21 protein-coding genes and 2 tRNA genes are annotated in these 26,813 nt (G+C 67.2%); 9 read left to right on the forward strand and 14 right to left on the reverse strand.

Going from position 1 to position 26,813, the window contains the following annotated elements; genetic code table 11:
* Nucleotides 1-75: 75 nt before the first annotated feature.
* Together SP5_RS00775 and SP5_RS00780 are read right to left on the reverse strand one after the other, a co-directional pair.
* On the reverse strand, nt 76-924 hold the full coding sequence (locus SP5_RS00775; protein ID WP_245613358.1) for a glycoside hydrolase family 16 protein: 849 nt from the start codon (nt 922-924) through the stop codon (nt 76-78).
* A 46-nt stretch (nt 925-970) separates the two neighbouring features.
* Nucleotides 971-1,774 carry an SDR family NAD(P)-dependent oxidoreductase gene (locus SP5_RS00780; RefSeq protein WP_042482732.1) on the reverse strand — a complete coding sequence of 268 codons (804 nt, stop codon included), beginning with the start codon at nt 1,772-1,774 and terminating at the stop codon, nt 971-973.
* A gap of 204 nt (nt 1,775-1,978) precedes the next feature.
* On the opposite strand from SP5_RS00780, the gene SP5_RS00785 reads away from it, so the two are divergent.
* The 3 genes from SP5_RS00785 to SP5_RS00795 all read left to right on the forward strand — a co-directional run bounded on the left by SP5_RS00785 (nt 1,979) and on the right by SP5_RS00795 (nt 7,536).
* The gene (locus SP5_RS00785) at nt 1,979-5,158 is read left to right on the forward strand and encodes a helicase-related protein (protein ID WP_245613355.1); all 3,180 of its coding nucleotides are present in this window, start codon (nt 1,979-1,981) and stop codon (nt 5,156-5,158) included.
* A gap of 65 nt (nt 5,159-5,223) precedes the next feature.
* The gene (mgrA, locus tag SP5_RS00790) at nt 5,224-6,300 is read left to right on the forward strand and encodes an L-glyceraldehyde 3-phosphate reductase (RefSeq protein ID WP_042482696.1); all 1,077 of its coding nucleotides are present in this window, start codon (nt 5,224-5,226) and stop codon (nt 6,298-6,300) included.
* Between the two features lie 120 nt (nt 6,301-6,420).
* Nucleotides 6,421-7,536, forward strand: a complete 1,116-nt coding sequence (locus SP5_RS00795; RefSeq protein ID WP_245613356.1) for a glycoside hydrolase family 43 protein — start codon at nt 6,421-6,423, stop codon at nt 7,534-7,536.
* Nucleotides 7,537-7,587: 51 nt separating this feature from the next.
* Here the strand turns inward: SP5_RS00795 and SP5_RS00800 are convergent, their stop codons facing one another.
* Nucleotides 7,588-8,457, reverse strand: coding sequence for a hypothetical protein (locus SP5_RS00800; RefSeq protein ID WP_167334661.1), 870 nt, complete (start codon nt 8,455-8,457; stop codon nt 7,588-7,590).
* A 66-nt stretch (nt 8,458-8,523) separates the two neighbouring features.
* The gene (locus SP5_RS00805) at nt 8,524-9,804 is read right to left on the reverse strand and encodes a S8 family serine peptidase (RefSeq protein WP_042482698.1); all 1,281 of its coding nucleotides are present in this window, start codon (nt 9,802-9,804) and stop codon (nt 8,524-8,526) included.
* 45 nt (nt 9,805-9,849) lie between these two features.
* Between SP5_RS00805 and SP5_RS00810 the strand changes: the two genes are divergently transcribed.
* From SP5_RS00810 to SP5_RS00820, 3 genes are all read left to right on the forward strand, one after another.
* Nucleotides 9,850-10,377, forward strand: coding sequence for an RNA polymerase sigma factor (locus tag SP5_RS00810; protein ID WP_042482741.1), 528 nt, complete (start codon nt 9,850-9,852; stop codon nt 10,375-10,377).
* Complete coding sequence (locus SP5_RS00815) at nt 10,374-11,072, forward strand: anti-sigma factor family protein (protein ID WP_042482700.1); 699 nt, start codon at nt 10,374-10,376, stop codon at nt 11,070-11,072. The genes SP5_RS00810 and SP5_RS00815 overlap by 4 nt, the downstream gene beginning before the upstream one ends.
* A gap of 72 nt (nt 11,073-11,144) precedes the next feature.
* Nucleotides 11,145-12,161, forward strand: a complete 1,017-nt coding sequence (locus SP5_RS00820; protein WP_042482743.1) for an LLM class flavin-dependent oxidoreductase — start codon at nt 11,145-11,147, stop codon at nt 12,159-12,161.
* 64 nt (nt 12,162-12,225) lie between these two features.
* Here SP5_RS00820 and SP5_RS00825 read toward each other — a convergent pair.
* Nucleotides 12,226-12,302 (reverse strand) — tRNA-Arg (locus SP5_RS00825).
* 36 nt (nt 12,303-12,338) lie between these two features.
* A tRNA-Arg gene (locus SP5_RS00830) sits at nt 12,339-12,415 on the reverse strand.
* Between the two features lie 141 nt (nt 12,416-12,556).
* Here SP5_RS00830 and SP5_RS00835 point away from each other — a divergent pair.
* Nucleotides 12,557-13,099: a hypothetical protein gene (locus tag SP5_RS00835; RefSeq protein WP_042482704.1), complete on the forward strand. Its 543-nt coding sequence runs from the start codon at nt 12,557-12,559 to the stop codon at nt 13,097-13,099.
* A gap of 5 nt (nt 13,100-13,104) precedes the next feature.
* Here SP5_RS00835 and SP5_RS00840 read toward each other — a convergent pair whose 3' ends face one another.
* The gene (locus tag SP5_RS00840; RefSeq protein WP_084220512.1) at nt 13,105-15,309 is read right to left on the reverse strand and encodes a spermidine synthase; all 2,205 of its coding nucleotides are present in this window, start codon (nt 15,307-15,309) and stop codon (nt 13,105-13,107) included.
* Between the two features lie 11 nt (nt 15,310-15,320).
* Nucleotides 15,321-16,313 (reverse strand): porphobilinogen synthase, encoded by a 993-nt coding sequence (hemB, locus tag SP5_RS00845; RefSeq protein ID WP_042482707.1) that lies wholly within the window; start codon nt 16,311-16,313, stop codon nt 15,321-15,323.
* 103 nt (nt 16,314-16,416) lie between these two features.
* Here hemB and SP5_RS00850 point away from each other — a divergent pair, with 103 nt between their 5' ends.
* On the forward strand, nt 16,417-17,274 hold the full coding sequence (locus SP5_RS00850; protein WP_042482709.1) for a diacylglycerol/lipid kinase family protein: 858 nt from the start codon (nt 16,417-16,419) through the stop codon (nt 17,272-17,274).
* Between the two features lie 130 nt (nt 17,275-17,404).
* On the opposite strand, the gene SP5_RS00855 is transcribed toward SP5_RS00850, so the two are convergent.
* The 5 genes from SP5_RS00855 to SP5_RS00875 all read right to left on the reverse strand — a co-directional run bounded on the left by SP5_RS00855 (nt 17,405) and on the right by SP5_RS00875 (nt 24,400).
* Nucleotides 17,405-18,877 (reverse strand): MATE family efflux transporter, encoded by a 1,473-nt coding sequence (locus SP5_RS00855; protein WP_042482711.1) that lies wholly within the window; start codon nt 18,875-18,877, stop codon nt 17,405-17,407.
* The gene (locus tag SP5_RS00860) at nt 18,850-19,113 is read right to left on the reverse strand and encodes a hypothetical protein (protein WP_157013531.1); all 264 of its coding nucleotides are present in this window, start codon (nt 19,111-19,113) and stop codon (nt 18,850-18,852) included. Before SP5_RS00860 ends, SP5_RS00855 begins: the two co-directional genes overlap by 28 nt.
* On the reverse strand, nt 19,110-19,943 hold the full coding sequence (locus SP5_RS00865; protein WP_167334662.1) for a hypothetical protein: 834 nt from the start codon (nt 19,941-19,943) through the stop codon (nt 19,110-19,112). Before SP5_RS00865 ends, SP5_RS00860 begins: the two co-directional genes overlap by 4 nt.
* 89 nt (nt 19,944-20,032) lie before the next feature.
* A complete protein-coding gene (alaS, locus tag SP5_RS00870) occupies nt 20,033-22,681 on the reverse strand; it encodes an alanine--tRNA ligase (RefSeq protein ID WP_042482720.1) in 2,649 nt (882 codons plus the stop codon).
* Between the two features lie 462 nt (nt 22,682-23,143).
* Nucleotides 23,144-24,400 (reverse strand): M24 family metallopeptidase, encoded by a 1,257-nt coding sequence (locus tag SP5_RS00875; RefSeq protein WP_042482723.1) that lies wholly within the window; start codon nt 24,398-24,400, stop codon nt 23,144-23,146.
* A gap of 76 nt (nt 24,401-24,476) precedes the next feature.
* Here SP5_RS00875 and SP5_RS00880 point away from each other — a divergent pair, with 76 nt between their 5' ends.
* On the forward strand, nt 24,477-25,808 hold the full coding sequence (locus tag SP5_RS00880) for a dicarboxylate/amino acid:cation symporter (protein ID WP_042482725.1): 1,332 nt from the start codon (nt 24,477-24,479) through the stop codon (nt 25,806-25,808).
* 17 nt (nt 25,809-25,825) lie between these two features.
* Here the strand turns inward: SP5_RS00880 and SP5_RS00885 are convergent, their stop codons facing one another.
* Nucleotides 25,826-26,464 carry a glutathione S-transferase family protein gene (locus SP5_RS00885; protein WP_042482728.1) on the reverse strand — a complete coding sequence of 213 codons (639 nt, stop codon included), beginning with the start codon at nt 26,462-26,464 and terminating at the stop codon, nt 25,826-25,828.
* Between the last annotated feature and the right edge of the window lie 349 nt (nt 26,465-26,813).

Raw genomic sequence — 26,813 nt, forward strand, 5'->3', positions numbered from 1 at the left:
CTTCCTCATTAGACAGTCCTCGCGGCGATCCCCCTCCACCAGCTTCGCTGGTCCCCCTCCCCGTGCCGGGGAGGATTATTTTGCCTGCCAATACCGCACATAATCCACCTTCATCGCCTGGGGCAGCGCGGCATCGTCCACGCCCCTCTGCCCGCCCCAGTCGCCCCCGACCGCCAGGTTCAGGATCAGCGAATAGGGGCGCGTGAACGGCCAGGCCGCCGCGCCGCCCGGCTGGTCGTTCTTCACGCGCATATAGGCGCGCCCGTCGACACCGATCGTGATCGTCCCAGGCGTCCATTCCAGCTGATAGCGGTGATAGCCCGTACACGCCCCCGCCACGCGCACCTCGGCGCCGCGCTGTGTCTTCAGCCGGTGGTTGAAGGCGGCGGAATGCACCGTGGCGTGGATCACCTCGGGGTCGAAGCCGACCATCTCCATGATGTCGATCTCCCCGCCATCGGGCCAGCGCGATCCATCCATCGGCAGCAGCCAGATGGCGGGCCACATGCCGCGCCCGCAGGGCAGCTGCGCGCGTACCTCGTAAAAGCCGTATCCCAGCGTCTGCTTCGTCGCGAGCTTGGCGGAGCTATAGCGCTGGCCGCCCCAATCGGCTTCCTTACGCAGCGCCTCGGCCCGCGCTTCGATGACCAGCGCGCCCTTTTCGATCCGGGCATTGGTCCCGTCGGGACCGGCATAATATTGCAGCTCGTGATTGGGCCAGCCCGTGCTGTTCTGGCCCGTGTCCCAGCGCCAACGGCGCATGTCGATCGTCCCGCTGAACTCGTCTCCGAAGCTGGGCCGTGTGGCCGGGGCCGCCATAGCCCCGTCATAGGCATAGTTGGTCGCACCAAGCGACGGTGTATCCATCTGTTGCGCGGACGCCCCGGTGGCCAGCAGCGTCACGCCCGCCAGCCACCACGTCATTTTCTTCACGGTCATCCCTCCCGGCTTTTGGGGAGGGTATGGCGGATCAACCCGCGATGGTGAAGACCGAACCGGAGTCGACGCGGATGCCCGCCCCGTTGATGAAGCTCGCCCGTTCCGACACCAGGAAGGCGACGGCGGCGGCGACCTCTTCGGGGCGACCGCGCCGCTTGAGCGCCATGCCAGGGCGCTCCTCGTCCAGAAACGTCTCGATCGCCTCGTCGAAGCTAACGCCCTTCTCCTCGGCGCGCTTCTTCATCATCTTGTCGGTCATCGGCGTCGCGATGAAGGCGGGCGAGACGGTGTTCACCAGCACATTGTCGGGGCCATAGGCCTTGGACAGCCCCTTGGCGAGGCTGAGGATACCGGCCTTCGCCGCGCAATAGGGCAGTTCGTCGACATAGGGCTGCACCGCATCCTCGGAGGCAAACAGCACGATTCGTCCCCAGCCTTTGCTTCGCATCGCCGGGATCGCCTCACGACACATGCGCACCGCGCCCATCAGGTCGATATCGATCGTCTCTTGCCAGCCCTTGTCGTCGATCTCCAGGAAGTCGCCGGTCGCGCCGGTGACGCCCGCTGCGTTCACATAGATGTCGGGATCGCCCAGCCGCTCGCGCACCTCGGCCCAGATCGCGCGGACCTGATCGACCTGGGTCACGTCGCCGGTGACCGCGATCACCTCACCCAGGGGGGACAGCTCCTCGACCGCCTCGTCCAGCGTCCCGTCCGGCTTGTCGGTCAGCGCGACGCGCACACCCGCTTCCAGCAACAGGCGCGCGGTTTCCTTGCCCATACCGGAGTCCGCGCCGCTGATGAGCGCGATGCGCCCCTTGATACCCAGATCCATCGTCATTCTCCTTGGACATTGCGGCCGGCGGCGCATGCTGATGTCGATCATCGATACGGATCAACCGTCCCGGCCTTGAAGTGCCGAGGTCCGATAGGGTTCCGTCACTTGGCGGCGATAAGTCTTTGATCTCCGGCGGAACGGCCGACCGCCCCACCCGTTCGAAAAGCCCCGCCATGTTTGCTGGAGTGCCGGTCGTTGCGCATGTTGTCCGAAGCCGAGATCGCCACCATGCCGCCCGCCGGAGACGGCCCCGTACCGCTGCCGGGCATCGCCGAACTGGCGGCGGGCGCGGCGGAACTCCTTGACCGGTCGGACATCATCCTCGCCGTCACCGACGAGACCCGCGCGCTGGGCGTGACGCGGATGCTGGAGGCGATGGCGCCCGACGCGACCCTGTTGTTCTGCCCCGGTTCCGATGCCCTGCCGGGCGACGACGCCCCCGCCTCGCCCGCCAATGTCGGGCAGCGCGTGTCGGCGCTGCATCGTGCGCAGGCGGCGTTGGCCGCGAAGGACCGGGGCCGTATCGCGCTGGTCACCTCGGGCGAAGCACTGGCCCGCGCGCTGCCGCCGCCCGAGACCTTCGCCGCCGAGCCGCCCTGTGTCGCGATCGACGACCCGTGCGATCTGGCGCAGCTCCACGCGACGCTGCTCGACCTGGGCTATATCGCCGACGAACGGGCCGACGAGCCCGGCGAAGTCGCATTGCGCGGCCATGTGCTGGACGTGTTTCCCGCCGACTCCGAACAGCCTTTGCGCATCGAGGTCGCGGAAGGCCGGATCATCGCGATCCGGTCCTACGACCCCGCCGACCAGCGCAGCACGGGCGAGATCGACCGCCGCGAACTGGGCCGGGTGGCCGAACCGCCGCTTGGCCAGACGCACACCAGCCTGCTCGACCACCTGCCGCAAGCCCGCGTCATCATCGAGCCCGCCGCCGATGAGCGTCGCCGTCGCCTGTTGCTGCTGAGCGCCGATGTCGCCAAGCGCGGATCGAAGCGCGCCGCGCGCGACATGGTCGACGAGCGTCACTGGAAGAAGGCGCTCGACCAGCGTCAAACCGCTCGCATCGCCCGCATCGCCGAACCACCGCCGCGCTTCGTCGAAAGCCGCTCGCCCCTGCGTGACTTCGCCGCCGCCGCCCGCACGGCGAAGAAGGAGGGCACACGCATCGTCCTGATCGGCAGCGAACGCGACCTGCGCTTCCTGGGCAAGCGGGTCGACAATGTCCTGCGCCAGACGGCCAGGCGTGCGGAAAACTGGCGTGACGTGGTCAAGGCCGAGGCCGGATCCCTCCTGACGCTCGTTGCGCCTGCCCAACGCGGCTTCGTGCGTGACGGCATCCTCGCGGTCAGCGCCGCCGACCTGCTCGGCAGCCGGGCCGAACGGGAGGACGGGGTCGCCCCGCATGTCGACCTGTCGCTGATGCAGACCGCCGAAATCCGCGTCGGCGACACCGTCATTCACGAAGATCACGGCATCGCCACCGTCGTCGGACTGGAGGCGATCGACGGGCAGGACGGCGTATCGGGTGACGCGATCAAGCTGGAATATGCACGCGGCACGACCCGGCTGGTCCCCGTGGTGGAGGCCGATCGGTTGTGGCGCTATGGCGGCGAGGATGACGCGGTCCGCCTCGATACGCTCGACGGCAAGAGCTGGCACGAACGGCGGCGTGGCATCGACGAAGCGATCGCGACGACCGCCCGCCAGCTGACCGATATGGCCGCCGAGCGCGCCGAACGCCATGCGCCCGTGCTCGATCCCCCCGTCGCCGATTATGAGCGGTTCGCGGCAGGCTTTCCCTATAGCGAGACGCCGGACCAGTTGGCCGCCATCGAGGCGGTCCGCGCCGATCTCGCTTCCGGCCGCCCGATGGACCGGCTGGTCGTCGGCGATGTCGGCTTTGGCAAGACCGAGGTCGCCCTGCGCGCTGCCGCCATCGCGGCACTCGCAGGACGACAGGTGGTGGTCGCCGCGCCGACCACCGTGCTGGCCCGCCAGCATCTCGACAGCTTCGCCGCGCGCTTCGAGGAGGCGGGCATCGCGGTGGCCGGCCTCTCGCGCCTGTCCACCGCCGCCGAGAAACGGAAGGTCAAGGCCGGGCTGGCCGATGGCAGTGTCCGCATCGTCATCGGCACCGGCGCGGTGGCGGCCAAGGGGGTGACCTATAAGGACCTGGCGCTGGTCATCGTCGATGAGGAACAGCGTTTCGGCGCCGCCGACAAGGCCCGGCTTCAGGCGCTGTCCTCTGGTCATGTCCTGACCCTGTCCGCCACGCCGATCCCGCGTACGCTCCAGGCCGCGCTGGTCGGCCTGCGCCAGCTGTCGATGATCGCCACCCCGCCCGCACGACGCCAGCCGATCCGTACCGCCGTCTCCACCTTCTCGCCCGAGACGTTGCGTGCCGCCCTGTTGCGGGAGCGGTCGCGTGGAGGGCAGAGCTTCGTCGTGGTGCCGCGCATCGCCGACATGGCCCCGCTTGCCGAGAAGCTCGCCCGCATCGTGCCCGAACTGGAGGTGATGCAGGCGCACGGCAAGCTGCCCGCCGCCGAGATCGACGACGTCATGGTGCGCTTCGGCCGGGGCGAAGGCGATGTGCTGCTGGCGACCAACATCATCGAGGCGGGGCTGGACGTGCCACGCGCCAATACCATGGCGATCGTCCATGCCGATCGTTTCGGCCTGGCCCAGCTCCACCAGTTGCGCGGACGCGTGGGGCGTGGGCACCGGCGGGGGCAGGTCCTGCTGTTCGCCAAGGGTGAGGACGCCATCGCGCCGCGTACCCTGAAACGGCTGCGCACGCTGGAGGCGTTCGACCGGCTGGGCGCAGGTTTCGCGATCAGCGCCCGCGACCTCGATATGCGCGGCGCGGGCGATCTGCTGGGCGATACGCAAGCCGGTCACATGCGGCTGATCGGGGTCGAGCTGTACCAGCAATTGCTGGAGGATGCGCTGCGCACCGCGCGCGGCGAGACGGTCGAGCGCTGGACGCCCGAATTGCGCATCGGTGTCGAGGGTCGCCTGCCCGAGGCCTGGGTCCCCGATGAGGATTTGCGCATTTCGCTCTATGCCCGGCTGGGGCGCTTACGCGACGATGCCGCGCTGGATGCGTTCGAGGCGGAACTGGAGGATCGGTTCGGCGAATTGCCGGAGGATGCCGCCACGTTGTTGGCGCTGGCCCGGTTGCGCGAGCGGATGCGGATGCGGTCGATCGCGCGGATCGATGCTGGCCCCGCCGCCATCGCGCTGACCCCGCATGGCCAGGAACCCGACCTGGGCGGTATCGAGGGGCTGGAGGAAAAGGACGGTCGTCATCTCCTGAAGGAGCGGCACGACAGTCCCACCGATCGGCTTTCGCGGCTGGGCGCGTTGCTCGCGTGAGCCATGCCATTGGCGGCGACGCCCGCGCAGCGTAGGGCCGCCCCCGAACAGAGAGGATTTTCGCCATGGCTTTTCCCGAACCCTATACCGCCGACCCCGCGCGTTACGACGGCCGGATGCCCTATCGCCGGACCGGGCGCAGCGGCCTGAAGCTGCCCGCGATCAGCCTGGGGCTGTGGCAGAATTTCGGCGGGACGGATGTCTTCGAGACGGGTCGCGCGATCCTGCGCCGGGCCTTCGACCGGGGCGTCACCCATTTCGACCTCGCGAACAATTACGGGCCGCCCTATGGCTCGGCGGAGGAAAATTTCGGGCGGGTGATGGCGAGCGATTTCTCCCGTCACCGCGACGAACTGATCCTGTCGACCAAGGCGGGCTGGGACATGTGGCCGGGTCCCTATGGCGATGTCGGTTCGTCGAAGAAGTATCTGATCGCCAGTTGCGACCAGAGCCTGAAGCGGATGGGCGTCGATTATGTCGACATCTTCTATTCGCACCGCGTCGACCCCACGACGCCGCTGGAAGAGACGATGGGTGCGCTGGTCCAGCTGCACCGGCAAGGCAAGGCGCTCTATGTCGGCATTTCCTCCTACGATGCGGGGCTGACCCGGCGCGCGGCGGCGATCCTGGCGGAGGAGAAGGTGCCGCTCTTCATCCACCAGCCCAGCTATTCGATCCTGAATCGCTGGGTCGAGCCCGAGCTGTTGGCCACGCTGGAGGAACTGGGCACGGGCTGCATCGCCTTTTCCCCGCTGGCACAAGGCATGTTAACGGGCAAGTATCTGGACGGTGTGCCGAAGGATGCCCGCGCCAGCCGGGGTGGTTCGCTGTCGCAGTCGCTGCTGACCGAGCAAAATCTGGCCGTGATCCGGCGGCTGAACGACATCGCCCAAGCGCGCGGGCAGACGCTGGCGCAGATGGCGATCGCCTGGGTGCTGCGCGATCCGCGTGTCACCTCCGCGCTGATCGGCGCACGGACGGTCGAGCAACTCGACGACTCGCTCGATGCGGTGGCGCGGCTTGATTTCACTCCCGACGAACTGGCGGCGATCGACCGGGCGGCGCAGGACGGCGGCATCAACCTCTGGGCCGAATCCTCCGACATTGCCGAGCTGCCTGCGACACAGGGCGTCCCGGCCTGACATTGTCGTGAGAACGGGCGGTCGCGGCCGAACCGCCCGTTCCGACATATTTTGTCACGGGCGAATGCTGGTATTTGTCGGACAGTTGAATTAGCCTCCCTCAAAAAAGGGGAGAGCTTCGTGAAGACATTGTTCCGCAGTTGCGCCGTCATCGGCGCCCTTTTCGCGACCACGGCGATCCATGCCGGTGGACAGGTGCCCGCCACGGCCCCTCGCCGCCTGGAGATCGTGGCGAAGGACAGCCTGCCCAGGCCGCCCGCCACGCGCGATGCGCGGACCGCCTATCTGATGACCTTCTTCACTGACGAGGACCATTCGCTTCACTTCGCGACATCGCGCGACGGATACAGCTTCACCGACGTCAACGGCGGCAAGCCGGTCATGGACGGGCGGGAAGCGGCCGAGCAGAAGGGCATTCGCGACCCGCACATCATGCGCGGTCCCGATGGCGGTTTCTATATGTCGATGACCGACCTCCACATCTTCGCCAAGCGCGAAGGGTTGCGCGACACCGAATGGGAACGCCCCGAGGCGCAATATAGCTGGGGCAACAACCGCAACATGATCTTCATGAAGTCCTATGACCTCATCCACTGGTCCCGGTCCCGGGTCACGCCATCGGCGCTGTTCCCGCGCTACCGCGACGCGGGCAATATGTGGGCGCCCGAGACGATCTACGATCCGCAGCGCAAACGCCTGATGGTCTATTTCACCACCCGCGACGGCAACGGGCCGAACTATCTGGTCTATTCCTATGCCGACCAGGACTTCAGCACCCTGACCGAAGAGCCGAAGAAGCTGTTCGACTATCCCGATCCCAAGGTGAACGTGATCGACGCCGACATCACCAGGGTCGGCGACAAATATCACATGTTCTATGTCGCACATCAGGCGCCCGGCAATATCCGCCATTCGGAGTCGTCGCAGATCAATAGCGGCTGGACCAAGGACCTGCGCAAGGTCGATCCCGAAACCGTCGGGACGGAAGCGCCGACATTGTGGCGGCGAAACGGCACGAACACCTATGTCCTGATGTACGATGTGTTCGGCATCAACCCGAACAATATGGGCTTTTCCGAAACCACCGACTTTGTGACCTATCGGAATATCGGGCGCTTCAACGAGCCCGGATCGCCGATGAAGGCCACGAACTTCACCCGGCCCAAACATGGCGCGGTGGTCGCGATCAGCCCGGCCGAGGCCACGCGACTGGAACGATATTTCGCCGCGCGTTGAACGTGAAGTTGCGCCCGACCCCGGCAGGTCGGGCGCAACGGTCGGTCTGGGTTACTTCGCGGCGCTGCTCACATCACCCTGGCCCATGGCCGATACCAAGACATTGCCCGAGCCGGAGAAGTTGGCGGCGGGCAGGTTGGCGACCTTGTCACCCACCTTCACCAGCACCCGCTCGACGGCGCCCCGGGCGTTGGTGCGGACCGACTGAACAGCACCGATCGCCCGGCCCTGCGCATCGTTGACGACCATGCCGGTATCGACCGGAAAGGCCCCGCCCTGCGCCGCGCCGCTACCGGCCAGCGCCAGATTGCCCGCCAGCGAACCGTTGCCGCCCGCCGCCGATGCGTTGCCCGAACCCGAGCCTGCCACGCTGCCACCCGCATTGGCGGCATGATTGGTCAGATTGGGGGCCGTGCCCCGCGCCCGGTTGCCGACCGCCCCGGCCGTGTCACGCACCCGCCCGGCAACGTTGCCGACCGCGTTCACGCCGCGCCCCGCGGTCTCGCGCACCGCATCGGTGCCAACCAGCTGGGCATCCACGCCGCCGCCGACCGCACCCGAGGCCGAACCGTTTGCGCCGCCCGACTGGCTGCCGACCCGCGTCGCACTGTCCAGCGTCGAGCCGCCAACGGCTTCACCCGAAGCCGCCACCCGGCCACGGCGCAGATCAACATTGCGGTCGCCGCGCACCGATCCACGCGTCCGGGTCGCCGTGTTGGTCGCGGCGCGACCGGTCTGGCCAGCTGCGCTCAGCGTGCCGTTCGCCCCGCCGGTCAGGCCGCCGGTGACACCGCCCAGCTGACCGCCCAGGGCGCCACCACCAACCAGGCCACCGCCGCCACCCAGCAGCTGCGCCGAAGCGGGCATTGCGACAAGCGCCGCAGCGAGGATCGTGGTGCCGGAAAAAAGGGTCTTCATCATCATTCTCCTGACTTCTGGAGAGACAACGGAAGGCCCTTCCCGTTTCATCCCTAAAAAATGCGCCCCTCACGGCGCGGGCGTTCGGCAATCCGTGCAAACCACTCCACGGCCGAGGAATTTCTCCTCGCCTCTGCGGCCATTTTTTTGGGCTTGGGCATCGATATCGCCCAGCGCAGTGCGGATTTGAGCAGGGTCGAGCGACGGATAGGCGGCGGCCACGCGGCCCGCGACCAGCGGCGCGGCAAAGGACGTGCCGCGTACCTTGAAACGACGTCCGCCCACCCCGGCGGCCAGCATGTCCGCCCCCGGTGCGGCATAATCGACATGGCTCGCCCGCCCCGCCTCGATCAGCGGACGTCCCCGCCCGTCGACACCGGTCACGGCAATGACGCCGGGATAGGAGGCCGGATAGGCGGGCGGCGCGGCCGGGCCGTTATTGCCGACCGCCGCCACGATGATCAGGCCCCGCTTCTGCGCCGCCGCGACGACGCGCGCAAGCAGCGGGTTGGGGGGACCGACCAGGCTGATCGTCGCCACCGACACGCGCTGTTCGACCAGCCAGCCCAGTGCCTTGGCGATGGCGGTCGCATTGCCGCCCGCCGGATCGCTGCCATAGACATCGGCCGAGGCGATCCGCGCGCCGGGCAGCGATCCCCGGATGCCATTGCCCCCCGCGATCAGCGAGGCGACCGCCGTGCCATGGTCATTGGCGCGCGGCGCGCCGGTCGCGAACCCCTTGGTCCGTTCCGCGCCTTCTGCGCCACCGTCGATCACACCAACCATCGTACCGCGCCCTGCGACGGTTTCGGCAGTGGACAAGGCGGCACGTGCCCCTCCCCCGCTCGGCAGATGGAGCTGATCGGCGCTCACCTCCCCGCCCAGCTTTTCGAGGACACCCAAGGCGGCCTTCAACGACTGGCCCGGCGGCACCCGCAACCGGACGAAGCCGACGCCCAGCACATCGTCGCGCTCGATCACCGTGAAGCCCAGCGGCCCGACCGCCGCGGGCAGTGAGTCGCTCGGGCCGTCCACCACCACCTCACCCGCCCGTGCCGGAAAGCCCGACGGGTCCAGCGCGATCGCGTTGGGATGATCGCGGACCAGTTGGGCGAAGGTGGCGCGGCGGACCTGCTCCAGCTGTCGCACGGTCGCGCGCGAAGCGGCATCCACCCGGTCGATCACCGGGTCGGCCAGCGATGCAATCCCCCGTCCGACCGGGGGCAGGCCACCCGGCAGCGACGGCATTCCCGGCAGCGAGGGGAGCAGTTGCGCCCGCCCCGCCGTCACACCCAGCACAAGCCCCGCCGCCGCCATCGATAATGCCAGATAGCGCGTCGTCCGCTTCATCGCCGTTCACCCATTGTCAAAATGCACGCTGACATGGATGAAACGATGAACCTCATCCGTTTCATCCCGGCAACAAGGAAAACAGGTTTGGCCGCTTTCGAGACCGAGTTGCTGGCGCTGCTCCCGCGACTGCGGCGGTTCGCGCGATCGCTCACCCATGACGGGGCGGATGCGGACGATCTGTGCCAGGTCACGATCGAAAAGGCGCTGATCGCGCGCGGTTCGTGGCAGGCGGGGACACGATTGGACAGCTGGATGTACCGGATCATGCGCAACGCCTGGATCGACACCGCCCGCGCCCGGTCGCGCGCGGCGGAAACCTTCGTCGCCGAAGAGGCGGGGCTGGGTGTCGGACGTGCCGGCCATGCCGAGGCGCGGGTCGCGCTGAACGAGGTGGACGCCGCGATGCGCACCCTGCCCGACGAACAGCGCGAGGCGGTGGCGCTCGTCCTGGTCGAGGGGTTCGCCTATAAGGAAGCCGCCGAGATATTGGACATTCCGATGGGCACCCTGACCTCGCGACTGGTTCGGGGCAGGCAGGCGCTGATGGCACGGCTGGGAGAAGCGGCATGACGATCGAACCCGAATTGCTGATGGCCTATGCCGACGACGCGCTCGACCCGCTGACGACCAAGCGCGTGGAGCGTGCCATCGCCGCCGATCCCGCGCTGGCCGAGGAGGTCGCGCGCCACCGCCGCCTGAAGGCGAAACTGGGTGCGGCCTATGCCCCGATTGCGGACGATCCCGTGCCCGACCGACTGGCGGCGATGCTGACCGGCAATGTCGTACAAATGCCGAAGCGCCAACCGCGTCCCCCACGCATCTCGGCCGCCTGGCGATCGGCGGCGGCGATGGCGGCGTGCCTCGTCGTCGGGGTGCTGGTCGGGCGCGGCGTACAACGGGAAGGACCTGTCGTCGCGACCGACCATGGCCTCTACGCCGCCGGTTCGCTCGCCAGGGCGCTGGACGATCAGGCCAGCGGTGCGAAGGGGCCGGTGCGCATCGCGGTCAGCTTCCGTGCGCAGGACAATGGCTTTTGCCGCGTGTTCCAGTCGGCCGAGGCGGACGGCATCGCCTGTCGCGACCCGAAGGGCTGGGCCTTGCGCCGGACCATGCCGGGCAGCACGCCCGGCGCAGGAAGCGGCTATGTCCAGGCGGGATCGTCGGACGCCGAACTGATGGCGGCGGCGCAGGACATGATGGCCGACATGCCGCTGGACGCGGCGGCCGAAAAGAAGGCGATGGCGGGCCACTGGCGCGCGCGCTGAGCGATGATTTCGGAAAGCGATCGTTTCCACCACGTCAGTGGACCGACCGCACATTCGCCCTATCTTGAGCGCATGAAAAAGATCGGTTTTCTCTCGTTCGGCCATTGGTCGCCCTCGCCCCAGTCCGCCACGCGCTCGGCGCAGGACGTGCTGCTCCAGTCGATCGACCTTGCCCTCGCCGCCGAGGAGCTGGGCGCGGACGGGGCCTATTACCGGGTCCATCACTTCGCGCAGCAGCTCGCCTCCCCCTTTCCGCTGCTCGCCGCCGTGGGCGCGCGGACCAGCCGGATCGAAATCGGGACCGGCGTGATCGACATGCGATACGAAAACCCGTTCTACATGGTCGAGGATGCTGGCTCGGCCGACCTGATCAGCGGCGGGCGCCTGCAACTCGGCATCAGCCGCGGTTCGCCCGAACAGGTGGTCGATGGCTGGCGGCATTTCGGCTATGGCCCCGCGCAGGGCGAGACGGACGCCGATATGGGCCGCCGCCATGCCGAGGTGTTCCTGCACCTGCTCAAGGGCCAGGGCTTCGCCAAGCCCAATCCTCGCCCGATGTTCCCCAACCCGCCGGGCCTGCTGCGGCTGGAGCCGCATTCGGCCGGGCTGCGCGACCGCATCTGGTGGGGTTCCGCCTCCAACGCCACGGCGATCTGGGCCGCCCAACAGGGCATGAACCTGCAAAGCTCGACGCTGAAGGCCGATGAGAGCGGGGAGCCCTTCCATGTCCAGCAGGCCCGGCAAATCCGCGCTTATCGCGAGGCCTGGGCGACGGCGGGGCATGACCATAGCCCACGCGTCTCCGTCTCCCGCTCGATCTTTGCGCTGACCACCGATCAGGACCGCGCCTATTTCGGCCGCGACGACAGCCAGGATCAGGTCGGTATCATCGACAATATGCGCGCGGTCTTCGGCAGGTCCTATGCGGCCGAACCGGAAAAGCTGATCGAACAGCTGCGCGCCGACGAAGCGATCGCGGAGGCCGACACGCTGCTGCTGACCGTGCCCAACCAGCTGGGCGTCGATTACAACGCACATGTGATCGAGAACATCCTGCGCCACATCGCGCCTGCGCTGGGCTGGCGCTGACCACGGGACAGGCTCCGGCTGCGGTCGGGGCCGAAGCCCATGGTGCAGATGATGGTGAAAGAAATGGCGCGCCCGGAACGATTCGAACGTCCGACCCTCAGATTCGTAGTCTGATGCTCTATCCAGCTGAGCTACGGGCGCGCATGGGGTCCCTGTCGAGACCTGATTTTGATCCACTGGCGCGCCCGGAACGATTCGAACGTCCGACCCTCAGATTCGTAGTCTGATGCTCTATCCAGCTGAGCTACGGGCGCGCTGTGGAGGTGGGCTGATAGAAGCGCTTCGGAATCTTGGCAACCCCTTTGCGAAGGTTATCCACATTTTTTGTGGAACCGGACCCGGACAGGCTTTCCGGCATTTGGTCCGGCACCCCTGTTGCGGTTAGGAAGATCGCGATGACCCCCTATCGCCCTGCCCCATTCGCCCTGCGCGCCTCTCACCTGCGCACCTGTGTCCTTCTTGCCGGCCTGACCCTGGCCGGATGCGCACGGGACCGCGACACGACGCCCTATCCTTCGCTGGCGGTTCGGCCGGTCGAGAAACAGGGTTTCGCCGAACCCGCCGTGAAGCCGGTCGTGCTTCGCCCCGATCCGGCGCTGGATACGCAGATCGCGGAGATGACCCGCCGCCTGACCGCCGTCGAAGAGGAGTTCACCAAGGCGCATGACCAGGCACGCACCGACGCCGCCAGGGCGCGCGGCGCGGCAGTGGGCAGCGAGGCATGGCTGACCGCGCAGACCGAGCTGGCGACGCTGGACGAAATCCGCGCGCGGGCCTCGTCGCTGCTGACCGAGATCGACGATCGCGCCATCCAGCGGGCCGCCGCGCTGGAGCCGGATTATCCCACGCTGACCGCGCTGCGGGAGCGGGCATCGGCGGCGGTCACGCGGCAGGCGGCGCAGATCAAGGCGATCAGCGACAGCCTGCCCGCCGCCTGACCCCGTCAGAACTGGCGGATAAAGGGCAGGATGCTGGAATAATCGTCGGTCCAGGCCGCAAGACCCGCTGGCGCCACCGCCGGGGTCCAGTCGCCGCCCTGCGCCTCCAGCGTCTTCAGCACGCGCGCATCCCGCGACAGCGCCAGCCAGACCGAGGCGGTCGCCTGCGCCTCGCGATCCAGATCGGTCGGCACATAGCTCATCCGCGCAATCGCCCAGCCCCCCTCGCGCGCGGCGGCGGCGACCAGCGGCTCGAGATCGACGAAGCGGTTGGAGATATGGACGAGCAGCAGCCCACGAGGTGACAGGACCCGCCCATAGGTCGCGAACGCCTCGCGGGTCAGCAGATGCGCCGGAACCGCGTCGGAGGAAAAGGCATCGAGCGCCAGCAGGTCCAGGCTGGCGGGGGCTTCGGCGGCGAGGCGGATGCGCGCATCGCCGATGCGGATGACGGGATCGGGCTGGCAGCGGCGCAGATAGCTGAACTGGCCGGTATCGCGCGCGATGCGGACGATGACCGGATCGATCTCGTAGAAGCGCCAGCTCTGGCCTGGCCGGGCATAGCAGGCGAGCGTTCCCGTCCCCAGCCCGACCACACCGATTCGCGCCGCCGGGCCATAAAGCATCGGCGCGGCGCGCATGGCGCGCCCGACCCCCGAATAGGGCGCATAATAGGTGGTCGGCGTCCGCTCCCGCGCCTCCGAGCCGCGAAGCTGGATGCCGTGGACGGTCGAGCCATGGTCCAGTTCGCGATAACCCGCTCCGTCGCGGACGGTATAGACGCCGAAATAGCTGCGCATCCGCGCATCGCGCTCCATCGACAGCGATAGCGCGCGATAACCGCCGAACAGCACCAGCGCGCCGCCCAGCAGCAGCACGAAACCGGTACGCGCGCCGATGGTCAGGAACCCCAGCGCGGCGATCGCCAGGAACACCGTCCCCTGCCGCTCCTCGCCGAACCATGCCGCAGGACCGACCAGCCGCAACGCAAGAACCAGGCCGATCATCCCCGCCAGCGCAGCCAGCATCGCGCGCGGATGCCGCCACCAAAGGTCGCGGATCGCCGGCAGGATGAATTGCTGCGGGATCAGCATTCCCGCCGCCAGGATCAGCAGCGGATATTCGTACGTCCAGTCGAACAGCACCGGCGCCAGAATGCCCGCGAACACGCCGCCCAGCGCACCACCGACCGCCATCCACAGGTAAAAGCCGGTGAGCCGATCGACCGCAGGCCGCGCGCGGTACAGGGCGGTGTGCAGCGCCACCGACACCATGAACAGCAGCAGCAACGCGACGACGACATTGGAATAGGGCCGCTCAGGATAACCGCCCATGATGACTCCCCCGAACAGCAGGAGCGTTACCGGCGCGATTCGGGTCAGCGTATCCGCCCCGCCCCGCCGGGTGGCGAAGGCGATGATGAAGCTCGCCAGATACAGCCCCAGCGGCAACACCCACAGCAGCGGCATCGCGACGATATCGGTCGTGATATAGGTCGAGGTCGCCAGCACCAGTCCCGAGGGCACCGCCGCCAGCGCGACCCAATAACCGATGCGCCGCCATCCCGGCGCGGCCGAACCGGGTGCAGGGTCTGCCGCCGGGTCGCGCGACGCCGGGAGTCGCGTCCCACACGCCACGACCAGCAGCGCCAACAGGCCATAGCCCAGGCTCCACAACCGGCTCTGACCATGAAGCGTCATCGCCGGTTCGACCAGCAGCGGATAGGCGATCAGCCCGGCAAAGCTTCCCAGATTGGAGGCCGCATAAAGCGCGTACGGATTACGCCCCGGCTGGGCCAGCGCGAACCAGCGTTGGATCAGCGGGGCCTGCGCCGACACGGCAAAGAACAGTGGCCCGATCGACAGGCCAAGCAGCCATGGCACCCACAGCGCCGGTTCGGCATCGGGCGGCAGGTCCACCGCCATCAACCCGATCGGCAACCACAAGGCCGCCGCCGCCAGCACCAGGATATGCACCCCCGCCTGCACCTTGGGCCGCCACCGTCCCAGCGCATGGGCATAGGCATAGCCGCCCAGCAACAGCGCCTGATAGACGAACATCGCCGAGTTCCAGACGGCGGGCGCCCCGCCCAGCCGGGGTAGCGCCATACGCGCAACCAGCGGCTGGACCAGAAACAGCAGGAACGATCCGGTCAGGATCGTCGCCACGAACAGCGCACGCACCGCCAGATCCGGGATACGGCGTGCCACCGGGAACAGGGTCAGGCGTTCAGCAATCGTGCGGCATGGGCGGCGTGATAGGTCAGCACCCCCGAGCATCCGGCGCGCTTGAACGCCATCAGCGTCTCCAGCACCATCGCGTCACGGTCGGCCGCACCCGCCGCCACCGCCGTCTCGATCATCGCGTACTCACCCGAGACCTGATAGGCGAAGGTCGGCACGCGGAACTCGTCCTTCACGCGGCGGATGATGTCGAGATAGGGCAGGCCCGGCTTCACCATGACGCTGTCAGCACCCTCGGCCAGGTCGAGCGCCACTTCGCGCAGCGCTTCCTCGGCATTGGCATGATCCATCTGATAGGTGCGCTTGTCGCCCTTCAGCAGACCGCGCGTGTTCACCGCGTCGCGGAACGGCCCGTAAAAGGCGCTGGCATATTTGGCGGCATAGGCCATGATCTGGACGTTGACGAAGCCTTCGGCCTCCAGCGCGGCGCGGATCATGCCGATCCGCCCGTCCATCATGTCCGATGGCGCGATGACGTCCGATCCGGCCCGCGCCTGGGTCAGCGCCTGCTCGACCAGCGCATTGGCGGTGTCGTCGTTCACGACATAACCCGCCGCATCGACCAGCCCGTCATGGCCATGCGTCGTATAGGGATCGAGCGCGACATCGGTCAGCACGCCGATATCGGGCACCGCGTCCTTGATCGCGCGGATCGCCCGACACATCAGATTGTCGGGGTTCATCGCCTCGCGGCCGTCATCGGTGCGCAGGTGCGAGGGCGTGTTGGGGAACAGCGCCAGACAGGGAATGCCGAGCGCCGCAGCTTCCCTGGCCCGCGCGACGATCCCGTCCAGCGACCAGCGCGATACGCCGGGCAGGCTGGCGATCGGTTCCTCCACGCCCTGCCCCTCAGTCACGAACAGCGGCCAGATCAGATCGGCCGGGGTCAGCACCGTTTCCGCATGAAGCCGACGGCTCCACTGCGAGGCGCGGGTACGACGGAGGCGAAGCGCGGGATAAGATGCAGTCATCAAATGGGCTTTTGCGGGATCGGACCGCGCTTGCCAAGCGTTGCGTGCAAAGCGTTCCGGGGGCGAAAGGAATTGACGGGTGCGAGAAATTCGATCGGCAGCGATGGTGGTGAACGCCAAGTCGCGGCGCGGACAAGCCCTGTTTCAGCAGGCCTGTGCGGCGATGTCCGACCTCCCCTTTCCGGTCGACGCCCGCGCGGTGGAGGACCCGAAGGATCTGGAACCGACCGTCCGCGAGTTGCTGGCGGACAAGCCCGACCTGTTGATCCTGGGCGGCGGTGACGGCACGATCAGCGGGCTGGTCGACCTGATGGTCGGGCATGACGTGATGCTGGGCGTCCTGCCGCTCGGCACCGCGAACAGCTTCGCCCGCTCGCTCGGCATTCCGCTGACGATCGAGGGCGCGGTCAAGGTGATCCGCAACGGTCGCCCGCGCCGCATCGATCTGGGCATGATCGACAATGACTATTACGCCAATTGCGCCGCGATGGGGATCAGTCCCAAGATCGCCGAGACGGTCCCGCACGGCCTGAAGCGCGTGGGTGGTCGGCTGGGCTATCTGGCCTGGGCCGCCTATCAGTTCGTGCGCTTCCGCCCCTTCACCCTGATCGTCGAGCAGAATGGGACGCGCGAGCGGCTGCGCGTCGTCGAGGTGCGCATCTCCAACGGCCCCTATCATGGCGGCACCGAACTGGTGGACGCCGCCGCCGTCGACTCGGGCGAGATCGTCGTTCAGGCGGTGTGCGGCCACGTGAAACGCCGCCTGATCGTCAACTGGGCCGCGAGCATCCTGCGCAGCGACTATCGCAAGGAAAAGGTCCGCGACTTCCGGGGGCGCGAGATCAAGCTCACCACCATCCCGCCGCTGCCCATTTCGATCGACGGCGAGGTGCTGGCGCGTACGCCGGTGACGGCAAAGATCGCAGCGGGCATTATCGAAGTGATTGCGCCCGCCGCGTGACTATTCCTCCCCCGTAAAGGGAAGCTGGCAGGGCGCAGCCCTGACGGAGGGGTGTCACCGCCAGCGGGGATACCCCTCCACCATCCTTGGGATGGTCTCCTCCCCTTGCAGGGAGGAGTTTTTTTGCCTCTTATCCGACCGGCATCGCCTTGTTGGTCGGCTGTCCCTCGGCCAGCGCCTGTTCCTCGCACTCTTCCTTGCCCGCGGTCGGCGCGATCCGCCCCTTCCGCCAACCGCCATGCCGGTAATAACCGATGGTCATCAGCATCGAGGCGAGCGATCCGGCCGGAAAGCTCCACCAGATCGCATCCGCGCCCAGGCTCGGCTCCAGCAGGTTGGCGAGACCAAAGCGCACCGGGAACATCGCAATCGCCAGGATGACGAGCGGCCCGACCACCGCGCCATTGGCGCGCACGGTCGCCGCCAGCACCATCGACACGCCGAACAGCATGAAGCTCCAGCCGCCGATCAAATTGATCTTGGCCGCGATGCCGATCGCATTCTGCTCGTTGCCCAGGAACAGCCACAGGACATGCCGGTCGAGCAAAGTCACCGCGAGCACCAGCACGCCGGTCAGCAACAGGTTCATGCGAAGCCCGGCACGGGTGATCCGGTCGACCCGGTCCCACTCCCCTGCACCGATATTCTGCGCCGCCATGGCACTGACCGCCGCGCCCACCGCCATGGCGGGCATCTGGATATAGGTCCATAGCTGGTTCGCCGCGCCGTAAGCCGCGGTCGTCGAGGTGCCGTGCCGGTTGACCAGCCCCATCATCGCCAGCGCCGAGGTGGAGACGACCAGCATCTGGAGTCCCATTGGAAACCCCTTGACCACGATGGTCTTGAGCAGCTCGACGGTGGGTAGCAGATAGCGCCACTCCACACCGCGCAGCCGGATGACCAGATCCTTGGCATAGAGATAGGTGACGAGCGCCAGCAGCGATCCGGTATTGGCGATCAATGTCGCGATCGCCGATCCCTCGATCCCCAGCGCCGGGATCGGCCCCAGCCCCAGGATGAACACCGGGTTGAGCGCCACGTCGAGGACCGACCCCAGCGCCATGAATTTCAGCGGCGTGATCGAATCGCCCACGCCGCGCAGCGCCATGGTCAGCAACACAGAGATGAAGCCCGGCGGCATCGCGACGAAGATCACCCGCAGATAGGCAAGCGCCAGCGGAAACACCTCCGCCGGGGTCGCCAGCGCGCGCAGGATGGCAGGTGCGGCCAGCCAGCCGATCCCGACGGTCGCGGTCGAGATCACCGCGAACAATCCCAGTGCCGACCCCAGCACCCGCCGCACCGCCTCCACATCGCGCCGCCCCATCGCCTGACCGATCAGGATGGTCGCCGCCATGCCGAAGCCGAAGGTCGCCGCGACGAGCAGGAACATGATGATATTGGCGTTGGTCGTCGCCGCCAGCGCCCGCTCGCCCAGAAACTGGCCGATCCAGATCGCGTTGATCGATCCGTTCAGCGATTGCAGCACGCTCGACCCCAGGGTCGGCAGCGCGAACAGCAACAGGGTCTTGCCGATCGGCCCGGCGGTCAGGTCGCGGCGTCCGCTTGGGGGTTTCACGGTGTCTTGTCTCCGGCGATCCATTCGTCTTCGATGAAACGCGCCATCGCGGCATGTTGAAACATCGGCGATCGATTTCCGTGCCCCGTGCAATGGCCGCGCGGATAGCCCCAGTCGAACGCCCGCGGCTCTTCGGGCGGGGCGCTATCGTCGAACAGCGACTGGACGGCCGAAATCCCATCGCCGCGGGGCGTGACGGCCGGCACGATGCCCTGCGCCTTGCCGATACAAGGTGACATTGCCCGGCACTGCCGGATCATTTGCCTGCGGTTTCCTCGCGGATGGCGCGCGTCATCTCCGATACCTGCTGCACCCCTCGGGCATGGGGGCGGCTGCCATAGAGTCCGTTCAGCAATCCCCGGTCGAACGCCGTCAGTTCCGCAGGAGCGACCGCATCGGTGTCGAACAGGGTCAGGATCGTCGCAGACGTCATCCCCTCCACGGGCTTGGTGGCGGCCATGGTCCGCATCACGGCGTAATCGGCAATCTGACCCAGTGTCTTGTTCAGCAGGGCCTGACGCTTGATGACCACCACCGAGGCGGCGATGTCCTGGCGGATCGGGCTCAAAAGCCGTGACGCCGCGCCGACCTTCATCTCGGGCCAGTTCGCGGTGGGGCTGTCCTGTTGCAGCACCAGATCCCCGTCGCGCGACACGCGCATGGCGGCGTTCCAGGCATAGACGGGTCCCGCCCCCTTCACGATGCGGCTGACGGCCGGGCGGGACAGGTCCCCGAATATCTGGGGAGAACGCTCGCGCAACGCCAAGAGCTGTTGCTGCGGATCGTCGGCGAACAGGACCAGGATATTGGGTGTGCAGCCATCGGGGGCCATTTTCATGCCCAGCGACTCGACCGTCACCATCATGCGGCGAAGGATTTCCTCGCTCGCCGCGACCGGCAGCCCGGCGGTGCCGATGCAGACCGGCGCGCGAAACCGCATGAGCGGCATGTCCGACTTCGGCCGCCCGGTGACACCGATGACCTGATCGCGCACCTCCCGCTCGGTAGCCTGGGGTCGGGCCGTCACGACGACCGTCTCGCCGGTCGTGCCGGGCGGAGTGGGGGTCTGCGGCGCTGCCGATTGCGCCATGAGCGGCGACGGCAAGAGAAGCATGGCCCCCATCAAGAAGGCCGTAGTCCATCCCCTGCGCATCGCCACTCTCCCCCTGGCTGGTGAAATTACCCCGCGATCGCGTCCCGTACCGCCTGAAGCGCCTCGGCACCCTTGGTACCGTCGGGGCCGCCGCCCTGCGCCATGTCGGGACGGCCGCCGCCGCCCTGCCCGCCCAGCGCCGCCACCGCCTTGCGCAACAGTTCGACGGCATTGTGCCTGGCGGTCAGATCGTCGGTCACCCCAACCGCCACCGAGGCGCGGCCGTCATTGACCGCGACCATCACCGCGACGCCCGATCCGCCCAGACGCTGCTTGGCATCGTCGACCGCACCGCGCAGCCCCTTGGCCTCGAAGCCGTCGAGCACCTGGCCGATAAACGCCACATCGCCGATCTGCTCCGGCCCGGCGGCCGCGCCACCGGCTCCGCCGCCCATGGCCAGCGCCTTCTTGGCCTCGGCCAGTTCACGCTCCAGGCGGCGGCGGTCCTCGACCAGTGCGGCGATGCGCGCGGGCACCTCGTCCGGCGTGGTCTTGAGGGTCGCCGCAGCGGCCTTCAGCATGTCGTCGCGATGCGACAGATAGGCGCGTGCGCCTTCGCCGGTCAGCGCCTCGACACGGCGCACGCCGCTCGACACCGCGCCTTCCGACACGATCTTGAATACGCCGATTTCGCCCAGCGCGTTGACGTGGGTGCCGCCGCAGAGTTCGAGCGAGTAGGTGCCGTCGGCATCCTCGCCCATCGACACGACGCGGACCTCGTCGCCGTACTTCTCACCGAACAGCGCCATCGCGCCCATTTCGATCGCTTCGTCGGGCGTCATCAACCGGGTGACGACCGGGCCGTTGCCGCGCACCTGCTCGTTCACCTTCGCCTCGACCTCGGCAATGTCGTCGGCGGTCATGCCGACCGGCTGCGAGAAGTCGAAGCGCAGGCGCTCCGGCGCGACCAGCGAGCCCTTCTGCGCGACATGGGTGCCCAGCCGCTGGCGCAGCGCCTCGTGCAGCAGGTGCGTCGCGGAATGGTTTGCGCGGATCGCGGCGCGGCGGGTGGTGTCGATCGCCAGCTTCACGCTGTCGCCGACCTTGATGCCGCCCTCCCGGATCTCGGCATTGTGGACGAACACGCGACCGAGCTGCTTGGAGGTGTCGGTGACGACCGCCGTCAGCCCGGTATCGCTGGAGATGGTGCCGCTGTCGCCGACCTGGCCGCCGCTCTCGCCATAGAAGGGAGTCTGGTTGACGATGATCGATACCGTGTCGCCAGCGGCGGCGCTGTCGACCCGCGCCCCGTCCTTGACCAGCGCCAGCACTTCGCCTTCGCCCGTATCGGACGCATAGCCCAGAAATTCGGTCGAGCCGGTTTCCTCGGCAATGTCGAACCAGACATCGTCCGAAGCCTTCGCGCCCGAGCCCTTCCAGGCGGCCCGCGCGGCGCGCTTCTGCTCGGCCATGGCGGCGTCGAAGCCCGCGCGATCGACCGACAGGTTCTGCGCGCGCAATGCGTCCTCGGTCAGGTCGTACGGAAAACCGAACGTGTCATAGAGCTTGAACGCCGTCTCACCCGCCAGCGTCGCGCCGGGCGCCATGCCCGCGGTCGCTTCGTCGAGCAGCTTCAGCCCCTTGTCGAGCGTCTGGCGGAAGCGCGTTTCCTCCTGCTTCAACGTCGCTTCGATCAGCGGCTGCGCGCGGACCAGCTCGGGATAGGCCGCGCCCATCTCGGCGACGAGCGCAGGCACCAGCCGGTGCATCAACGGCTCCTTCGCACCCAGCAGATGCGCGTGACGCATGGCGCGGCGCATGATGCGACGAAGCACATAACCGCGCCCTTCATTGGCGGGCAGCACCCCGTCCGCCACCAGGAACCCGGCCGAGCGAAGGTGATCGGCGATCACGCGGTGCGATGCCTTCTGGCCGTCCTCGGCCTTTGTGTGTGTCAGTTCACACGAAGCCGAGATAAGCGCCTTGAACGTGTCCGTGTCATAATTGTCGTGAACGCCTTGCAGGACGGCGGCGATCCGCTCCAGCCCCATGCCGGTATCGATCGACTTCTTGGGCAGCTCGCCGACGATCTCATTGGCTTCCTGCTCGAACTGCATGAAGACCAGGTTCCAGATCTCGACGAATCGGTCGCCGTCCTCCTCCGGGCTGCCGGGAGGACCGCCATAGATATGGTCGCCGTGATCGTAGAAGATTTCGGAGCACGGACCGCATGGCCCATTCTCGCCCATCGCCCAGAAATTGTCCTTGGTCGGGATGCGGATGATCCTGTGGTCGGGCAGGCCCGCAATCTTCTTCCACAGGTCGAACGCCTCGTCGTCCGTATGATAGACGGTGGCGGTCAGCTTGTCGGGATTGATCCCCCAGACCTTGGTCAGCAGGGTCCAGGCATGGGTGATCGCCTGTTCCTTGAAATAGTCGCCGAACGAGAAATTGCCCAGCATTTCAAAGAAGGTATGGTGCCGCGCGGTATAGCCGACATTGTCGAGATCGTTATGCTTGCCACCGGCGCGCACGCATTTCTGCGAGCTGGTGGCGGTGGAATAGGGCCGCGATTCCAGGCCGGTGAACACGTTCTTGAACGGCACCATGCCCGCATTCACGAACATCAGCGTCGGGTCGTTCTGCGGCACGAGCGGCGCGGACGGCACGATCTGGTGCCCTTCGCTTCCGAAATAGTCGAGAAAGCCGCGGCGGATGTCGTTGGTCGAGGTCATGGACGCGGGCTTAGGCGAGGTTTCGCGCGCGCTCAAGCGCCCGCGCGTTCGGGGCGGTCCACCGCATCGGTCGGCGGTGCCGATTTACGCCACCAGAGATGGCAGATCGCCGCCACGCCCAGCCCGACGCCCAGCATCAGCCCGCCCATGCCACCGCTCGACCTTTCGCAACCCGCCCGGCAAGTCGTCGATCGAGAGGTTGAGGGGCAGCTCGTCTTATCCCTCTCCCCTGGATAGGGGAGAGGGTTAGCGGAGCTTGCCAGCTTGGCTGGCTTGCGCAGCTTGGGTGAGGGGTTGAGCGAGCCCAAGGCTCGCGCGCGCCTTGCGCGCCCACCCCTCACCCAGCTCCAATTAAGTCTTTGCTGCGCAAAAACTAAGTCTGCGCAACCCTCTCCCCTCTTCGAGGGGCGAGGGAAGAAGAAACCTAAGCCGACATAGGTCCGTCCCGGGCCGGTCCGAACCTCATCCGATCGGAGCCTCGATGCGGCGCGGCGGCGTCGAGAACCAAACCGGCCCGCTGGCCGTCATGTGGAAGCAGTCCTCGATCCGAATGCCGAACTTGCCCGGCAGATAGAGCCCCGGCTCGTCGGAAAAGCACATGCCCGTTGCCAACGGCGTCGCCTCGCCGCGGACAAGGTTGACCGGCTCATGCCCGTCCATGCCGATGCCGTGCCCGGTCCGGTGCGACAGGCCCGGCAGGCGATAGCCGGGACCATATCCCTGGCTTTCATAGAAACGCCGCACCGCATCGTCGATGCTGCCCGCCGGTGCCCCGATCCTTGCGGCGGAGAGGGCGACCTGTTGGCCCTTCGCCACCGTGTCCCAGACTTTGCGCTGCTCGGCACTCGGGGCGCCATGCACCCAGCTGCGCGAGACGTCGGACTGGTAACCCTCGACCGTGCAACCGCAGTCCATCAGGACGACCTGTCCGTCGGCCACCCGGTGAACCTGCTTGCTGCCATGCGGATAGGCCGAGGCTTCGCCGATCAGCGCCATGCTGAATTCCGGGCTGCCGCCCAGCTTGCGCGTCGCCGCCGTCATCAGCGCGCCGACCTCCGCGCCGGTCATCCCCACCTCGACACGAGGATAGACCCAGCGATAGGCGGCCATCGTCACGTCGGTCGCCAACTGCATCAGCGCGATCTCTGGGGCCGTCTTCACCATCCGGCACCCGCGCACGACCGGATTGGCCGATACCAGCCGGACGCCGGGCAACGCCTGTTGCAGCCCGTCAAAGGCGAAGAAGCGCGCCGTCTCTTCGATCCCGACCGGCCGCCCGGCCAGCTTGCGGTCGCGCAGGAACCCTGCGACCACGGCCAGCGGGTTCCGATCCTCCTGCCACACCCGTATCTCGGCGGGCACGGCCAGCGTCTCGCGGACCGAGGGTTCCTCGAAATATGGCGTGACGATGCACGGCTGTCCCTCGACAGGAATGATAACGGCCGTCAGCCGTTCGCTGCGCCACCATTGGACGCCGGTGAAATAGACCATGGTCGAGCCGGGCTCGATCAGGATCGCGCCGATCCCGTTCGCCTTCATCAAGCCCTGCGCCCGCGCCAGCCGCCCCGCGCGCTCCTCCGGGCCGATCGGCACCGCGCCGCCGGTGATGTCGGACAGCCCCGACAGGTCCGGCTCCGCGGCGCGCAGCAGCCCCGGCCGGACGAGGAACGGCAGGGCGGCGGCCGCGATCATGGCGCGGCGGGACAACGGGGTCTGCATGACGGTGACGATAGAATTCTTGACCTGAGCGCCGCAATGCCCTTGGCTCGCCCGTGGATTTTAATTTGGGGTATGCATGGCCAAGCGGCTGACCTTGTACATCTTCATCGGCCTCGTCCTGGGGCTGGTCGTGGGGCTCTCGCTCAACCTGTCGTTGAACGACGGCAGCGCGGCGGCGAGCGCGCAACTCAAGACGATCGCCAGCTATTTCGCGATCGTCACCGGCCTGTTCCTTCGCCTGATCAAGATGATCATCGCGCCTCTGGTCTTCGCGACCCTGGTGTCGGGAATCGCGCAGATGGGCGATACCAAGGCGCTGGGGCGGATCGGGGTGCGGTCGCTGGCCTGGTTCATCTCGGCCAGTCTCGTTTCGCTCAGCCTGGGCATGTTGCTGGTCAACCTGCTGCATCCGGGCGTCGGCCTGAACCTGCCGCTGCCCGCCGTCACCGCCGATAGCGGGGTGGTGAAGGCCGGGTTCGACCTGCAGAAATTCGTGACCCACCTCGTCCCCGCCTCGCTGATCGAGGCGATGGCGACCAACGAGGTGCTGCAGATCGTCATCGGTTCGCTGTTTCTGGGCGTCGCGATCACGGCGGTCGGCGAGCGCGCCGCGCCGCTGGTCCGCGCGGTCGACGCGCTGGTCGCGGTGATGTTGCAGGTGACGGATTACGTCATGCGGGTCGCGCCGGTCGCGGTGTTCGCCGCCGTTGCGGGCACGCTGACCGAGCAGGGGCCGTCGGTGATCGGCAAGCTCGCCATCTTCATGGGCAGCTTCTATCTGGGCCTGTTGCTGCTGTGGTGCGTGCTGCTCGGCGTTGCGGCGCTGTTCATCGGTCCGCGCATCCGCGACCTGATCGCACATATCCGTGCGCCATTGATCCTCGCCTTCTCGACCGCCTCGTCGGAGGCCGCCTATCCGCGTATCCTGGAGGGGCTGGACCGGTTCGGGGTGCCGCCGCGCATCGCCAGCTTCGTGTTGCCGCTGGGCTACTCGTTCAACCTCGACGGCTCGATGATGTACATGACCTTCGCATCGCTGTTCATCGCCCAGGCCTACGGCATCGACCTGTCGATCGGGCAGCAGATCACGATGCTGCTGGTCCTGATGGTCACGTCGAAGGGCATTGCGGGCGTGCCGCGCGCCTCGCTGGTGGTCATCGCGGCGACCATGCCGATGTTCAACATTCCGGAGGCGGGGTTGCTGCTGATCCTGGCCGTCGACCATTTCCTCGACATGGGCCGCTCGGCGACCAACGTCATCGGCAATGCGGTGGCCAGTGCGGTCATCGCGAAGTGGGAAGGGCCGCTCGACCCGCCCGAGCCGGTCGATGTGGCGTCGCTCCATGCACCGTCGGGCACGCCCCCGAAGGACGCCCCCGACAGCTTCCGCCAGATCGGCGGGCATTGATCGGCGGACCTTGTGCCTCAGGCATAGGCATAGGCATAGGCATAGGGTCCGCCCTTGGCGAGCGCCGCCTGATAGGCCGGGCGGGCGTGGATACGCTCCAGCCAGGCAAGGCTCGCCGGGCGGCGCTCGTCCAGCCCGGCGCGCGAGCGGGCGGCTTCCAGCGGGAAGCTCATGATGATGTCGGCGGCCGTCATCTGATCGCCCGCGAACCATGGCGAGCGCGCCAGTTCGCTTTCGACATAATCGAGATGGCGGTCGACCATCGGCTGGAAACGCTTCATCGCCACCTTGCCCATGACCGGGATGCGGCTGAGCACCAGCGTGACGAACAACGGCGGCATCAGCGACCCTTCGGCATAATGCAGCCAGAAGCGCCAGCGCTGCATCGCCTCCCGGTGCGCGGGCGGCCCCAGGCGACCATCGCCTTTGCCCACCAGATATTCGATGATCGCGCCCGTCTCGGCGATCACCAGCCCGTCATCCTCGATCACCGGCGACTTGCCGAGCGGATGCACGGCGCGAAGTTCGCGCGGGGCCAACATGGTCTTGGGGTCGCGCTTATAGTGCTTGACCTCATAGGGGAGGCCCAGTTCCTCCAGCATCCACAGGATGCGCTGCGACCGGCTGTTTTCCAGATGGTGGACGATGATCGTCATGGCTTTTCCCCTCGATTGGGCGGCTCAACGCGCCAAAGGTGATAGCGGACGCATCGGAAAGACTCGTACTCCGTTGCAGGCCGAACGCTCACGGAGAAAATCGCCGTCCGAAGCCGCAAACAACCGATGACGACGCAGGTCGGGATTCGATCGGGTCAGCGCCGATGAACGACCACAATCAGAGTGTAACCGGGCTCAGCCTGCGCCGGGATATGCGTTGGAGACGGAAGGTCGACCTCCCCAACCATTTTGATGCGAACACCGATCGACATTCGGGCTTTTCCCCGTCCCTTCCCTGGACAAGGGAAGGAGTTAGAGCCTGCTGCCATCAGCTTGATCTAGAGTCGAA

Origin of the sequence: Sphingomonas parapaucimobilis NBRC 15100, from assembly GCF_000787715.1 — a bacterium.
GTDB classification, from domain to species: domain Bacteria; phylum Pseudomonadota; class Alphaproteobacteria; order Sphingomonadales; family Sphingomonadaceae; genus Sphingomonas; species Sphingomonas parapaucimobilis.